Genomic DNA, 15248 nt, shown 5'->3' on the forward strand with positions numbered 1-15248 from the left:
GACCTCTCATGCGATCACTTCACACCAAGCGGCGCCGGATGGCCGCGCTGGTTACCTTGCTCGGCGTCAGCCTGGTGGCAGGTGTGGCGGCGTACGTCCCCGAGGCCGAGGCCAAGACGCCCAGCCGGCCCGCGCCGGCGGTGCAGCAGGAGAAGCCGACGCCGGGCAAGAACTTCGTCCCGGCGCCGGCGGCCCAGTCGAAGCAGGCCGCGGCGGCCTCGAAGGTGCCCGCGGCTCCGGTATGGCCGGAGGCGTCGGTCTCGACGGTCGGCGCCTCGGTGCAGAGCAAGGTCGCATCATCCGTGTCCGCCTCCGTCAGTGCGACGGCCCGGAGTACGGCGTCCCCGTCTGCGAAGCTCGAGGTGCTCGGTCAGGCCGACAGCAACCGGCTCGGCGTCACCGGTGTCGCGATGCGTCTCAGCCGGACGGACGCGCAGGCAGCGCCCGCGAAGGTGAAGGTCCAGTTCGACTATTCGAAGTTCGCGAGCGCCTACGGCGGCGACTGGTCGTCGCGGCTTCGGCTGGTCGAACTGACCTGCACCGCCGCCACCACTTGTACGCAGGAACGGCCGGTGGCGGCGACACGGAACAACGTCGACACCAAGGTCGTGTCCGGTGAGGTCCAGCTCGCTGCCAAGCAGGCGACGAGTCAGTTCACCACGCTGGCCCTGACGGCTGGGGCGTCCGGCCCGGCCGGCTCCTACGCGGCGACGACGCTCTCGGCCTCGGCGACCTGGAACGTCGGGGCTCAGACCGGCGACTTCACCTGGAGCTATCCGCTCCGCGTCCCACCGGGTACGGCTGGTCCCAAGCCCGAGCTCTCGATCAGCTACAGCTCCGGGTCGGTCGACGGGCAGGTGGCGTCGACGAACAACCAGACCTCGTGGATTGGCCAGGGGCATTCTCTAGAGCCTGGCTTCATCGAGCGCAAGTACGTGTCCTGCGCCGATGACATGACCAACAGCAACACGACCGTGAAGACCGGCGACCTGTGCTGGAAGTCCGACAACGCGGTCCTCTCGCTGGGCAGCCACTCCGGTGAACTCCTGAAGATCAGCAGCGACCCGGTCGCGAAGATCGACACGTTCCGGTTGAAGAACGACGACGGTTCGCTGATCCAGCGCCGCTACGGCGCGACGAACGGCGCCAAGGACGGCGAGTACTGGCAGGTCACGACCACGGACGGAACGAAGTACTCCTTCGGTCTCAACCCGAGCGTGCCCGGCAACGCCCGTTCCGACTCGGTCAGCACGGTCCCGGTCTTCGGCAACCAGGTCGGTGAGCCGTGCTACCAGGCGACGTTCGCCGCGTCGTACTGCACCCAGGCCTGGCGCTGGAACGTCGACCGGGTGGTTGACCTCAGCAACAACCTGATGAGCTACCGGTACATCCAGGAGAGCAACTACTACGGCCGCAACAACAACACCGGCGTCTCGATCTACCAGCGCGCCAGCTACCCGTGGATCATCGACTACGGAAAGGTTGCCGGCAGCACCGAGACGACCACGGCCGCGCCGACCCGGGTCTGGTTCGGCGTCTCCGAGCGGTGCCTCCCCGGTGGAACGGTGACCTGTGACCCGGCCCAGCTGACCGCGGCGAACGCCTCGCGCTGGCCGGACACGCCGTTCGACCAGCTCTGTACGTCGTCGACCACCTGCCCGAACCGGACCTCGCCGTCGTTCTTCACCCGCAAGCGGCTGACCACGATCAACACCGAGGTCCTCGGCAGCAACAACACCTACAACCCGGTCGACACCTGGACCCTGACCCAGGACTATCCGGCCACGGACGTCGCGCCGTCGTTGTTCCTGCGCTCGATCACCCACCAGGGCCGGGTCGGCACAGCGTTGACGAACCCCAGCGTCACGTTCACCGGTATCGACAAGCCGAACCGGGTCGACGCCATCGGCGACGGCGCCCCGGCGATGGTGAAGTACCGCGTCTCGTCGGTCACGTCGGAATCGGGTCAGACGACCAACGTCAACTACAGCGCCGCGGACTGCACGCCGACCTCGAAACCGGCCAACGTGGCGACCAACACCCGGTTGTGCTTCCCGGTCTACTGGACCATCGACGGCGGCGCCGCGCCGACCCTGCAGTGGTTCAACAAGTACGTCGTCACGTCTGTCGCGGTCGACGACCAGACCACCGATGCCCCCGACCAGCAGACGACGTACGAGTATCTGGGAACACCGGCCTGGCACTTCGACGACAACGAACTGACGCTGCTGAAGTACCGCAGTTGGGGTGACTGGCGCGGGTATTCCAAGGTCAACGTGAAGGCCGGACCGCTCGGCAACCAGACCCAGACGCAGTACACCTTCTTCCGCGGGATGCACGACGACTACCTCGACCCTGCGGGGACGACGAAGAAGACGGCGATCGTGACCGACAGCCAGGGCGGCACGATCGAGGACGCGAACCGGTACAACGGGTTCGTCCGCGAGGAGATCACGTACGACGGCGCCGGTGGCGCCGAGGTCGAGGGGACGATCTCCACGCCGTGGGTGACCGCGACGGGTACGGCGGGTGTCGACACCGCGATGATCCTGCGGACGAAGTCGTCGGTGACCCGGACGCGGTTGAGCAGCGGCAGTTACCGTACGGCGGGCTCGGTGACGACCTTCGACTCGGTCGGTCTGCCCACCTCGGTCGACGACCTGGGTGACCTGGCAACGACTGCGGACGACCGGTGCACCCGCTACACCTACAACCGCAGCAACGACCTGTGGCTGCTGAGCCCGGTGAGCCGCGAGGAGACGGTTTCCGTTGCCTGTGGTGCGACGCCGAACCGTCCCACTCAGGTGATCTCCGACGAGCGCAGCTACTACGACGGGAAGACCGGTCTGGCCGACGCGCCGGTCCGGGGCCTCGTCACCAAGGTCGAGACTATGAGCGGCTGGACCTCCGGCCCGATCTACGAGCAGCGCTCGCGGACGTCGTACGACTCGCTCGGCCGGATCGTCGGGACCTGGGACGGCCTGAACCGGCAGACCAGTACGGTCGCCTTCATTCCGGCCACCGGCGGCCCGGTGACCGCGATGACCACCACGGACGCCAAGGGATTCGTCAACACGACCACAGTTTCCCCGGCCTGGGGAGCCACTCTGGCCGAGGTCGACCCGAACGGACGCCGTACCGATCTCACGTACGACGCGTTCGGGCGGCTGACCGGGGTCTGGCTGCCGAACCGCTCCAAGGCCGGCGGTGCGACCGCGTCGATGATCTTCAGCTACCTGGTGTCGAAGACCGCGCCCAACGTCGTCGCGACCCAGGAGCTCAAGCCGGACGGCACCTACAAGACGAGCCGGACGCTGTTCGACGGTTTGCTGAGACAGCGCCAGGTGCAGACGCCCGCGGCAACCGGTCTCGGCCGGGTACTGATCGACACCAGGTACGACGCCCGCGGCAACGTGGCGAGTCAGGACGGGCCGTACTACGACAACACGTCCGCACCGTCCAACACGCTCTTCGACGCCGACGAGCCGAATCTGCCGGCCCGGACGCTCAATACCTACGACGGCGCGAACCGCGCCATCCTGTCGCAGTTCGTCGTCCAGAACGCGGAGAAGTGGCGCACCCAGACGATCTACGGCGGCAACGCGGTCGCGGTGATCCCGCCGGAGGGCGCGACCACCACGATCAAGATGCTCGATGCCCGGGGCAAGGTCACGGAGCTCCGGCAGTTCCACGGCCGCGCGGCCGGTGGTGACTACGACTCGACCAAGTACACCTACACACCGGACGATCAGCTGGAGACCGTCACCAACGCGGCCGGCAGTGTCTGGAGCTACGGCTACGACCTGCGCGGTCGGCAGATCCGCGCCGACGACCCCGACAAGGGCACCACGACCTCGGTGTACGACGCGGCGGACCGGGTCGTGTCCACCAAGGACGCGCGTGGGCAGGAGCTCTACTTCTCCTACGACGAGTTGGACCGCAAGACCGCCGTACGCAACGGATCGGCGACCGGCTCGGTGCTGGCGAGCTGGGTGTACGACACGCTCGGGAAGGGACTGCTGACGTCGTCCACCCGGACGATCAATGGCAACAACTATGTGTCCGCCATCACCGGATACGACTCGATGGATCGCCCGGTCGGCACTCAGGTCGTCATCCCGGCGTCCGAAGGCAAGCTGGCCGGCACCTATGCGAGCACCACGCAGTACAACCCGGACGGCACCGTCAAGAAGGCCAAGCTGCCGACCACGCCGGGCCTGCCGGACGAAACGATCGATCTCTCGTACGACGCATCCGGGAACCTGTCGAAGATGGGCGGCTGGCAGGCCTACGTCAGTGGAACTGTCTACGGAGAGTACGGCGACCCGCTGCAGTACCACGCCGGTCAGCAGACCGGGAAGGGCGTCTACCAGTCCTTCGAGTACGAGCAGGGCACGCGGCGGCTGGCCAAGATGAAGGTCGACCGCGAAGCGGTGCTGCAGACCGACGACACCTTCGTCTACGGGTACGACGACGCGTCGAACGTCACGTCGATCTCGCACCAGTACGGCACGTCGCTCGATCTCCAGTGCTTCGCGACCGATTACCTGCAGCGGACCACCGAGGCGTGGACTCCGGCGAGCAAGTGCACGGATGCGCGGTCCGCGTCCACGTTGGGCGGCCCAGCGCCGTACTGGCAGTCGTATTCGTACGACGCGTCGGGCAACCGGACCGGTCTGGTCGACCACAAGGTGGCTGGGGACACCACATCGACCTACGCGTACCCGGCGCCGACGGCCGCTCGGCCGCACGCGGTCACTGGTGTGTCCGCCGCAGGCCCGGGTGGAACGTCGGCCGACACCTACGGGTACGACGCCGCCGGCAACTTGGCGACGCGGACGGTCGGCGGTGACACGGACGCGTTCACCTGGGATGCGGAAGGTCACCTGGCGTCCGTCAGCGGCCCGGACGGCGACACCAGCTTCGTCTACGACGCGGACGGCAGTCGCCTGATCCGTCACGATCCGAAGGGAGCCACGCTCTACCTCGCGTCGGCCGAGGTCCGCTGGGACAAGACCACGGACACTGCCAGCTCGACCCGGTACTACGACTTCAACGGCGCGACGATTGCCATGCGCAACAACAGTTCGTCGGTCGAGTACCTGATGGCGGACCCGCACGGCACCGCGTCGGTGTCCGTCGACGGACTGACGACGACCGTGTCCCGTCGCCTGATGGACCCGTTCGGGAACACCCGGGGTACGACATCACCGACCTGGGAACCGAACTCCCGCGGCTTCGTCAACGGCGTCGACGATCCGTCGACCGGATTGACACATCTCGGCGCCCGCGAGTACGACCCGAAGCTCGGCCGCTTCATCAGTGTCGACCCGCTGGTCGACATCGCCGATCCGCAGACCCTCAACGCCTACGCCTACTCCAACAACAGCCCGGCGACGTTCAGCGACCCCGACGGGCTGATGTTCCTGGGCGGCCGGGGCGAGGACGGGCCCGAGTACCGCAACGGCGGCTCGAACAACGTCGAGGAGTACCAGAAGTCCAAGAAGGAGGGCCGCGGCGGCCTCATCTCCTACAAGGACGACGACGGCAAGCAGATCAACACCTGGGAAGAGTCCGAGATCTCCCAGCACACCCAGAAGGTCAAGGAGACCAAGAAACGCATCAAGAAGGTCATCAAGGACCTGGTCAAGATCGTCGCCGACGAACTGGGCATCACCGACGCCCTCAACTGCTTCACCAACGGCGACCTGGGTGCCTGCGTCGCCACCGGCGTCACCGTCCTGGCCTCCTTCGTCGGCGGCATAGCCGGCAAACTCATCAGCAAATACCTCTTCAAGATGAAGAAGGCCTGGAAACTCATAGGCCGCATCAAAGACCTCGTCGGCGAAGCGATCGACGGCATCAAGGGCCTCCGCAAAGCCGAAGACGACCTCAAGGCCGCCGCACGATGTAACTCGTTCGAACCCGGGACACTGGTACTCCTGGCGAACGGAAAGACCAAACCGATCGACAAGATCGAAGTCGGTGACGGGGTTCTGGCCTCGGAGCCGAGCAGCGGGGAAGTCGCGTCGCATCCGGTCGTGGCTACCATCATCGGCGAAGGCACCAAGAAGCTTGTCGATATCGCAGTCGCGGCGAAGGATGCGGATTCGCGGGGAGTCCAGCACCTCGTGTCGACCGACGGGCATCCGTTCTACCTGCCTGGCCCTCACCAGTGGGTCACAGCGGCCGACCTCGCCGTAGGCGACGAACTGTCGAGCTTTGGATCGTCGGAGCCGGTGCGGGTTGTTGCGCGGACCCGGTACGAAGCCGTCGCCCGGGTCCACAACCTGACGGTGGCAGGCCCACATACCTACTATGTGATGGCTGGCGCGACGCCGGTGCTCGTCCACAACTGTGGTGGCGAGGACGAGGTAGCCGAAGCCGCCAAACGCAGTCGCGCGCAGGGACTGTCTCCGGATGAGAACGCAACCGGCGATCACACTGTGTTCGAGCGGGACGCGAACGGCGTGGTGACCAGGTACCAGACCTTCATCAAGAACGATCGTCATCCGGCGGGTTGGCAGCCAGGCCCGCGCTTCCGTGGTACGGGTGGTAAACACTCCGGGATAAGTCCGCCGCTCTACTACCCTAAGGGCAGAGGTCAGGCCATCCCGGGGGCGGACGTCCCGGATCGCATTCCGCCAGGTTATCTAGATGGAGATTAGATGGACTCCGCTGCCGTGCGCAGGCTCTTCCAGGCTTCGTTCCCCGACGTGGAGTCCGAGGACCCGGTCGAGTATTTCGGGGAGATCGGTTCGGCGGTCGACGCACTGGTTTACGGATGGCTGTACTGGCCCAAGCTGGTGGAGCTGCACGGGGCGGTATTCCTGGCCCTCAACGGAGATGACGAGGCGTACATCGCCGAGCGGCTCGCAGCAGCGATTGCTGCGAGCCGGGACGAGCCGCGTGGGTCGTGGGCAGAGGCGGTCGACAGCTTCAACTTCTTCGAGTTGGAGTATCTGTTCGGTGTCCGGCCGGCGTCGGGGGACTTGCAGGAGGACGTAGTGCGGCAGCTCGGCAGTCTGCTGGTCGAGACCTGGTCGGCGCGGCTCGCGTCGGCCTATCCCGACCGCCGATTCTCCGTGACGCTCCAGCTCGCGGACGAGTCGCTGATGCTGGCCACCCGGGTGCAGGTGACGCAGACGACTCCACCGCTGCAACCGCCCGCGGGCTGGAGCCTCTCGGTCAGCTGAGCCAGGTGGGGCGGAGGGGGAAGTGGGCGTTGGATTGGTTGTCCAGTTTTACGGCCAGGAACTGGTGGAGTTGGGTGTTGTTGCGTTCGAAGCCGACTCGGCAGGCGGCTAGGTAGAGGCCCCAGATCTTGGCGATGGGGTGGCCTACTTCGGCGACCGCCTCGTCCCAGTGGGTCTGGAGGTTGTCGGACCAGGCGGCGAGGGTGAGGGCGTAGTGCTCGCGGAGGTTCTCCGAGTGGCGGACCTCGAAGCCGGCGTCCTGGGCTTCGGCGATGATGCGGCCGGAGCCGATCAGTTCGCCGTCGGGGAAGATGTAGCGGTCGATGAAGGCGCCGGTGGAGCGGAAGCGGTTGTCCGGCCGGGTGATGCAGTGGTTCAGCAGCCGGCCGCCGGGCTTGAGCCGGTCCAGCAGGAAACCGAAGTACGACGGATAGTTGCGTACGCCGATGTGCTCCGTCAGGCCGATCGAGCTGATCGCGTCGAAGTCGCGCTCCGGCACATCGCGGTAGTCGAGGAACCGTACCTCGGCCAGATCCTCCAGCCCTTCGGCCTTGATCGCCTCCGACGCCCACTCGGCCTGCGCCGACGACAACGTGACGCCCAGCGCGCGAACGCCGTACTCGCGGGCCGCGTGCCGGACCATGCCGCCCCACCCGCACCCGACGTCGAGCAGCCGCTGACCCGCCTTCAGATCGAGCTTGCGCGCAACCAGGTCGTACTTCTCGTACTGCGCCTGCTCCAAGGTCGCGTCCGCGGACGGGTACACCGCGCAGGTGTACGTCATCGACGGCCCGAGGATCCACTCGTAGAACGTGTTCGACACGTCGTAGTGGTGGTGGATCGCGGCCTTGTCCCGGGTCCGCGAGTGGCGCAGTCCCTCGAACGTACGGCGCCACTTCGGCAGGTGCTCCTGCGGCGGGGGCGGCGGTGGTTTCAGGTGGCTCCAGCCGAGCCCGCGGACGATGCGCAGCGCCTCCGCCGTCGTCGGCCGCTCGAAGTGGAGCTGGTTGAGCATCATCCGCATCAGCTCGTACGGATTGGCCGGGTGCACGCCGGTGATCTCCAGATCGCCCATCACGTAGGCGCGGACCAGGCCGAGGTCGCCGGGCGCCGTGAGTACGTAGGACAGGCCACGCTCGGACGCGAGGTGCATGTGGATCGGCGAATCCTCCGGGCCGGTCGCGCTGCCGTCGTACGCCGTGAACCGGAACGGGAGACCGTCCGGGGTCACTGTCGTGAGTGCATCGGCAATCGAAACCTGGGTCGCAAGCGTCGTCATCGGCGCGTCACCGCCTTCTCGTAGAGCCCGGTGAGCCGGGCGTCGGGGTCGTACCGTTTCTTCACCGCGTTCAAGGCCGGAACGTTGTAGAGGCGGTCGAACGTGTCGCGGTCGTAGTAGGCATCGGAGTACAGCGACTTGTGGCCGTCGAACCGCGCGACGGCGTCCTCGATCGCCCGGTTCACGTCACCGTCGGCGGCACCGTCGGCCATGGCCACGGTGCCCCAGAAGCCGACGTTCACGTACGTCTCGCCGGGCTTCAGCGGATACAGCGGCCAGTCGATGGACCCGCGCAGCCGCAGCGGGCACAGCCACACCGGCCGCATCCCCACCTCGGCGTCGAACCAGCGCAGGAACCCGGCCAGCTGCGACGCCGGAATCTCGACGTCCTGGACCACGCGTTCGCGGTCGGCGTGGCCGCGCCGGCGATTGAGCCGCGCGGCGACGTGATGCCGGTTCTCGAAGCCGACGATCTTGTGGAACACGTCGCTGCGCCGCCAGCGCCGCGGCCACACCCGCCGTACCCAGGGATTCTGCGCGCCGAACGCGGCCGAGCACCAGAACCAGTCGGTGTCCCAGCGCCACAGATAGTCGTGTGCGGTGAGGAAGTCGGTCGGTCGCTGCTGGATCGAGCGGTAGTAGATCTGCTGTCCGGTGTAGTCGCTGGTCCGCACCGCCGCGTCGCTGTTGCGACCGAGCGTCAGGTACGCCTCCGACGGCGTGAACGCCACCCCGTCGACGAAGTGCACCGGCTCGCCCTCGTACGTGCCGGAGGCAACGATCTCCTCGATCACCGGGCCGAGCCGGTCCAGGTCGACCCGCACATGCCGCAGCGCGACGTACGGCGAGATCCGGTCGAGCTCGATCCGCAGCCGGGTCGCGTAGCCGAGCGTGCCGTAGGAGTTCGGGAAGGTGCGGAACAGCTCCGCGTGCTCACCGTCGGGCCGGGCCGTGACGAGCTGGCCGGCCCCGGTGAGGATGTCGAGTTCGAGCACCGACTCGTGCGGCAGCCCGGCGCGGAACGACGACGACTCGATGCCGAGTCCGGTGACCGCGCCGCCGAGGGTGATGGTCTTCAACTGCGGGACGACCATCGGGGTGAGGCCGTGCGGCAGCGTCGCCGCGACCAGGTCCTCGTACGTACACATGCCCTGGACGTCGGCCGTCCGCGCCACCGGATCGACATCGATCACGCCGGTCAGTCCGGACACATCGAGACCGGCCTGGTCGATCTCGGTTCTCGGCCGGAACAAGTTGGAACTGCGCTTCGCCAGCCGGACGGGCCTGCCTGCGGGGATCCGTTCGTACGACGCCCGCAGCTGCCCTACCGCCTGATCGTGATCGAGAGTCCGAACCGGATCCGATGTCGAAGGCACCGATCCAGAGTACGACGGAGCTTCGCGCCTGGCACGGGAGTTCACACTGTCGGAGTGGCCGAGTAGGTTCGTGGGCATGGCTGATGTGGTGAAGGCATGGCTGCCCTGGGAGGACCCCGACACCTTCCTCGGCGGGCTGCCCGCGGGTTTCGACGTGGACTTCTTCGATGGTGACGAGCGGCCGGCGTCGCTCGCGGAGGTCGAGTTCTACGTTCCGGGGTACATGGGCGGTGACCGGGTGATCCAGGTCGTCCGGGAGATGCCGAATCTCAAGGTCGTGCAGACCCAGACGGCCGGGTTCGAGCATGTTGTGCCGCACCTGGCCGACGGAGTCACCTTGTGCAACGCCCGCGGCGTCCATGACGCGTCCACCGCGGAGCTGGCGGTCGGCCTGATCCTGGCGTCGTACCGGCGCCTGCCGCGAGCCGTCCGCAACCAGGAGCAGGAGGTCTGGCCGTCGTCGTACACCGAGCTGGACGACTCGCTCGCGGACCGGACGGTGATGATCCTCGGATACGGGTCGATCGGCGAGGCGCTGGAGCGGCGGCTGACCGGGTTCGAGTGCGAGATCATCCGGGTCGCCCGGCGGCCCCGGGAGGGTGTGCACCCGATCACCGACCTGCCTGAGCTGCTCCCGCGCGCGGATGTCGTCGTCGTACTGACGCCGGCGACGGCCGAGACGCGGGGGATGGTGGACGCGAAGTTCCTGGCCCAGCTGAAGGACGGCGCGCTGCTGGTGAACGTCGCACGCGGTGTCGTCGTGGACACGGACGCGTTGCTGGCGGAGCTCAGCTCGGAGCGGATCAGCGCCGCGCTCGACGTGACCCATCCCGAGCCGTTGCCCGCCGGACATCCGCTGTGGTCGGCTCCGAACGTTCTGATCAACCCGCACCGTGGCGGTGCGTCGACGGCGTTCGAGCCGCGAGTCGCCCGGCTGGTGCGTGCGCAGCTGGAGCGGTATGCGCAAGGGGAAGCACTCGTCAATGTGGTGGCGGGGCCACCACGCTAAAGGAGGACAACGATGTCCGAGGCCGTACTGCTGATCGGGACCAAGAAGGGGCTCTGGATCGGGCGGAGTGACGCCGCGCGCCGGACGTGGAGCCTGGACGGCCCGGTGCCGGAGTTCGAGATGCAGGGTGTGTACGCGGTCGGTATCGACCCGCGCGGCGACCAGCCCCGGCTGTTCGTCGGTGGGACGAGCGAGCACTGGGGCCCGGCGGTGTTCCACTCCGACGACCTCGGCAAGACGTGGGCCGAACCGCCCCAGGGCTCGATCGGCTTCCCTGAAGGCTCCGACGCATCGCTCGAGCGGGTCTGGCAGATCCAGCCGGCGCCCGAATCGCAGCCCGGAGTCGTGTACGCCGGGACGCAGCCGTCGGCGCTGTGGAAGTCGACCGACGGAGGAGTGACGTTCGAGCTGGTCCGCGGCCTGTGGGACCATCCGCACCGCAAGGAGTGGGGCGCCGGCTTCGGCGGGCAGGCGGTGCACACCGTGCTCCCGCACCCTAGTGACCCCGGGCAGGTGAGTGTCGCGATGTCGACCGGTGGCGTGTACCAGACCACCGACGGCGGTGCGTCGTGGTCGCCGGCGAACCACGGGATCAAGGCGAAGTTCATGCCCGACCCGGATCCGGAGTTCGGTCAGTGCGTGCACAAGCTGGCCGGGCATCCCGACGTACCGGAGCGGATGTTCGCGCAGAACCACCACGGCGTCTACCGGTCCGACGACGGTGGCGCGATCTGGAAGTCGATCGCTGACGGACTGCCCTCGGACTTCGGGTTCCCGATCGTGGTGCATCCGCACGACCCCGACACCGTCTACGTCTTCCCGCTGGTCGCGGACGCGAACCGGATCCCCACCGAGGCCAGTTGCCGCGTCTACCGGTCTCGCGACGCCGGGGCGACCTGGGAGCCGTTGTCCAGCGGACTGCCCGACGTTTCGTTCGTGCCCGTCCTGCGCGACGCGATGACGACCGACACGGCCGACCCGGCCGGGGTGTACGTCGGCACGCGCGACGGGTGCGTGTACGCGAGCGCGGATGCCGGTGACACGTGGGTCGAGGTGGCGAGTCACCTGCCGGACGTGCTCACCGTGCGCGCCGCGGTGCTGGGCTGACGATGGTCGCGGTCAGGCTGCCGACGGTGCTCAGACCATTCGCGGACGGAGCCGAGCGGGTCGAGATCGAGGCCGGCGGCCAGCCGACCGTTGCCTCGGTCTTCGCCGCCCTCGAGGCTCAGCACCCGGCGCTGCGCCGGCGCCTGACCGACGAGCAGGGTGCGATCCGTCGGCACGTGAACGTGTATCTGGGCAACGACAACATCCGCGACCTGGACGGTCTGGACACCAAGCTGCCCGCCGAAGCCGAGCTCCTCATCCTGCCCAGCGTCGCCGGCGGCTAAATGAGTGCAGTTTCCGGCGCGGGTTGGCTAGCGTCTCGCAGCATGAACGGCGAGCTCATCGTGCTGACCGGACCGCCTGGTGCAGGCAAGTCGACAGTGGCCGAGTTGGTTGCCACGGATGCGGAACGTCTGACCGTGCACCTCCTGACCGATCAGTTCTACACGGCAATCCGCACCGGCTTCGTGCCGCCGTACCTGCCTGGGTCGGCGGACCAGAACGACGTGGTCGTCGACGTCATCGTCGCGGCGGCGACGACGTACGCACGAGGCGGGTACGACGTCGTGGTGGACGGGGTCGTCGGCCTCCACTATGTGCCACCGTTCCGCGCCGCCGCGGAGCGGGCCGGCCTGGTGCTGTCGTACGTCGTACTCCGGCCGGATCTCGAGACCACGCTGGCCCGGGCCCGGGACCGGGGCGGCGACTCGCTGCAGGATGCCGAGGCGATCACCGGGCTGCACCGATTCTTCGCCGAATTGGGTGAGCTCGAGTCGCATGCGATCGACACCAGCGGACTGGATGCGCCCGGCACGGCGGACGAAGTACGGCGTGCGGTCTCCTCCCAGCGCTTCCGCTTGGTCGGGTGACGACGAAGAGCGATCTCGCAGTGGCGTAGAGATACGGACAGTGACCGAGGGGTTGTCGCGGGGTCGCGCCCGGCCTACTGTCGGCGAAGGGGCGCGCGGCGTGGCCGGGCCTGGGGGCGCCTGGGGGAGGGGGCGCCCTGTGCATGTGTTTCTGGATCGGCTCGGTCGAGGGGCCGCACGATTTCACTGGTTCGTGATCGCCGGCTGGCTGGTTGCCGTGGTCGGGTTGTTCGTCCTGCGGGCCGCGTTCGGCGGTACGTACGTCAACAACTACACGGTCCCCGGCAGTGAATCGTCGGCTGGATTGACGATCCTGAACAAGGACTTCTCCACGGCCGGCGGGTACTCCGGATCGATCGTCTTCCACGCCAAGTCCGGCACGGTCTCCGAGCAGTCCGACGCGGTCAAGACGTCGATGGCGGCGGTCGGCAAACTGCCTGACGTCGTCTCGGCCGTCGATCCGCTGGCGACGTCATCGACGACGTACATCTCGAAGGACGGGACCGTCGTCAACGCTCCGGTGTCGTTCTCGGTGGTGCCGGCCTCGCTCGACAGCAGCTACCTCGACAAGCTGGACGCGGCCGTCCAGCCGGCCCGCGCCGCCGGACTCGAGGTCGAGTACGGCGGAGGCGCCGGGCAGATCGGCAAGCAGGCCGACGATGCGCTCTCGGAGGCGATCGGTCTCGCGCTGGCGCTGCTGTTGCTGTTCCTGATGTTCCGGTCCATCGTCGCGTCCGCGCTGCCGTTGGTGGCCGCGATCTTCAGCGTCGGCGGCGGTCTGGCCATACTCGGTCTGCTCGCGGCCGTGAAGGACTTCCCCGTCTCGGCACCGACGGTCGCGACCCTGCTCGGACTCGGTGTCGCGATCGACTACGGGCTCTTCATGGTGTCCCGCCATCGCGAACAACTCGACGACGGCCAAGGCGTCGAGGAGTCCGTCGGCCGGACCGAGTCGACCTCTGGTGCGGCCATCCTGGTCGCCGGTGGGACGGTCGTCATCGCGATTCTCGGCCTGTACGTGTCCGGCGTACCGTTCGTCGGTGCGCTCGGTCTGTCGTCGGCCATCGTGGTCGCGGTCACTGTGCTGGCTGCCCTGACACTCATCCCGGCGATGCTCGGTCTGGCGAAGTTCCTGGTACTGAACCGCAAGGACCGGCAGCACCTGGTGGAGGAACAGGAGCTCGAGGCCGGCCTCGAGGACGAGGTGGCCGTGGCCGAACACCGGGCCGAGGAGCGCGAGCGGCGCGACATCAAACACGAGCAGAGCGCGTTCGCCCGCTGGGGGCGCAAGGTCAGCGACCGGCCGTGGCCGTACGGCATTGTCGCCACGCTGGTGCTGCTCGTCCTGGCGATCCCGCTGCTGTCGATGAACCTCGGCCAGCTCGACGCCGGCACGGACCCGGAGCAGGACTCGAGCCGGAAGGCGTACGACCTGGTGGCCCAAGGCTTCGGCCCGGGCGCCAACGGTCCGCTGACGGTCGTCGTACAGCTCCCGTCCGAGAGCTCCACCGACAAGCAGACCTTGCTGAACGGTCTCGCGTCGACGCTGCAGAAGACGTCCGGCGTGGCCGCCGTACAGCCGCCGAGCCTGAACAGCTCCGGTACGACGGCGATCATCAACGTCATCCCCACCACGTCGCCGTCCGCGGCAGAGACGGAGGACCTGGTCAACCGGATCCGGGACGACGTCCTGTCCGGGCAGCAGGAGCCGACGTACGTCGTGGGCACGACCGCCGGGTACGTCGACTTCACCGAGAAGGTCGCCGGGCGGATGCTGTGGCTGATCGGGGCTGTCGTGCTGCTGGCGTTCCTGCTGCTCACGGTCGCGTTCCGATCGCTCCTGATCGGGATCAAGGCCGCGATCCTCAACCTGCTGTCGGTCGGAGCGGCGTATGGCGTGATCGTCGCGGTGTTCCAGTGGGGCTGGGGATCCTCGTTGGTCGGGATCGACGAGAAGGTGCCGATCCCGTCGTTCGTGCCGATGCTGATGTTCGCGATCGTGTTCGGGTTGTCGATGGACTACGAAGTGTTCCTGCTGTCCCGGGTGCACGAGGCGTGGATCGCGACCAAGGACAGTCACCGCGCCGTGGCGATCGGGATCGGCGCGACGGCCCGGGTGATCACCACCGCGGCCGCGATCATGATCGTGGTCTTCCTCAGCTTCGTCCTCGACGACGACCCGACGGTCAAGATGCTCGCGGTGGGCATGGCGGTCGCCGTACTCATCGACGCCAGCATCGTCCGGATGGTCCTGGTCCCGTCCGTCATGACGCTCCTCGGCGACCGCGCCTGGTGGCTGCCCCGCTGGCTCGACCGCATCGTGCCCGACATCCAACTGGAAGGCGGCCCGCCAGCCCCACCCCCACCAACTCCCCAAGAAACCCCCAAGGTCGAACCCGTCTCCTGACCTGC

General features: G+C 67.6%; 9 protein-coding genes. 7 read left to right on the forward strand and 2 right to left on the reverse strand.

The features are described 5' to 3' along the window. Positions 1-8: 8 nt before the first annotated feature. Together AB0I34_RS07070 and AB0I34_RS07075 are read left to right on the forward strand one after the other, a co-directional pair. Entirely contained in the window at positions 9-6668 is a 6660-nt protein-coding gene (locus AB0I34_RS07070; protein ID WP_360440751.1) for an RHS repeat-associated core domain-containing protein, read from the forward strand. Next, entirely contained in the window at positions 6669-7196 is a 528-nt protein-coding gene (locus AB0I34_RS07075) for a hypothetical protein (RefSeq protein ID WP_360440754.1), read from the forward strand. On the opposite strand, the gene AB0I34_RS07080 is transcribed toward AB0I34_RS07075, so the two are convergent. Next, a complete protein-coding gene (locus tag AB0I34_RS07080) occupies positions 7189-8475 on the reverse strand; it encodes a cyclopropane-fatty-acyl-phospholipid synthase family protein (RefSeq protein WP_360440757.1) in 1287 nt (428 codons plus the stop codon). The two genes, AB0I34_RS07075 and AB0I34_RS07080, sit on opposite strands and share 8 nt — an antisense overlap. Further along, on the reverse strand, positions 8472-9851 hold the full coding sequence (locus tag AB0I34_RS07085) for an FAD-binding oxidoreductase (RefSeq protein ID WP_360440760.1): 1380 nt from the start codon (positions 9849-9851) through the stop codon (positions 8472-8474). Before AB0I34_RS07085 ends, AB0I34_RS07080 begins: the two co-directional genes overlap by 4 nt. A gap of 76 nt (positions 9852-9927) precedes the next feature. Here AB0I34_RS07085 and AB0I34_RS07090 point away from each other — a divergent pair, with 76 nt between their 5' ends. From AB0I34_RS07090 to AB0I34_RS07110, 5 genes are all read left to right on the forward strand, one after another. Further along, entirely contained in the window at positions 9928-10860 is a 933-nt protein-coding gene (locus AB0I34_RS07090; RefSeq protein WP_360440763.1) for a 2-hydroxyacid dehydrogenase, read from the forward strand. Between the two features lie 12 nt (positions 10861-10872). Then, positions 10873-11967 (forward strand): exo-alpha-sialidase, encoded by a 1095-nt coding sequence (locus tag AB0I34_RS07095; RefSeq protein ID WP_360440766.1) that lies wholly within the window; start codon positions 10873-10875, stop codon positions 11965-11967. A gap of 2 nt (positions 11968-11969) precedes the next feature. Continuing rightward, on the forward strand, positions 11970-12251 hold the full coding sequence (locus tag AB0I34_RS07100; RefSeq protein WP_360440768.1) for a ubiquitin-like small modifier protein 1: 282 nt from the start codon (positions 11970-11972) through the stop codon (positions 12249-12251). 42 nt (positions 12252-12293) lie between these two features. Then, entirely contained in the window at positions 12294-12836 is a 543-nt protein-coding gene (locus AB0I34_RS07105) for an AAA family ATPase (protein ID WP_360440771.1), read from the forward strand. A gap of 139 nt (positions 12837-12975) precedes the next feature. Next, positions 12976-15243 carry an MMPL family transporter gene (locus AB0I34_RS07110; RefSeq protein ID WP_360440774.1) on the forward strand — a complete coding sequence of 756 codons (2268 nt, stop codon included), beginning with the start codon at positions 12976-12978 and terminating at the stop codon, positions 15241-15243. The last annotated feature ends 5 nt before the right edge of the window (positions 15244-15248 follow it).

The organism is Kribbella sp. NPDC050281 (assembly GCF_040655855.1).
In the GTDB taxonomy this organism is placed as follows: Bacteria; Actinomycetota; Actinomycetes; order Propionibacteriales; family Kribbellaceae; genus Kribbella.

Excerpts from the sequence above, each read along its gene's own strand:
- AB0I34_RS07070 (WP_360440751.1), top strand. The coding sequence starts at position 9 with ATGCGATCACTTCACACCAAGCGGCGCCGGATGGCCGCGCTGGTTACC.
- AB0I34_RS07075 (WP_360440754.1), top strand. The coding sequence starts at position 6,669 with ATGGACTCCGCTGCCGTGCGCAGGCTCTTCCAGGCTTCGTTCCCCGAC.
- AB0I34_RS07080 (WP_360440757.1), bottom strand. The coding sequence starts at position 8,475 with ATGACGACGCTTGCGACCCAGGTTTCGATTGCCGATGCACTCACGACA.
- AB0I34_RS07090 (WP_360440763.1), top strand. The coding sequence starts at position 9,928 with ATGGCTGATGTGGTGAAGGCATGGCTGCCCTGGGAGGACCCCGACACC.
- AB0I34_RS07095 (WP_360440766.1), top strand. The coding sequence starts at position 10,873 with ATGTCCGAGGCCGTACTGCTGATCGGGACCAAGAAGGGGCTCTGGATC.
- AB0I34_RS07100 (WP_360440768.1), top strand. The coding sequence starts at position 11,970 with ATGGTCGCGGTCAGGCTGCCGACGGTGCTCAGACCATTCGCGGACGGA.
- AB0I34_RS07105 (WP_360440771.1), top strand. The coding sequence starts at position 12,294 with ATGAACGGCGAGCTCATCGTGCTGACCGGACCGCCTGGTGCAGGCAAG.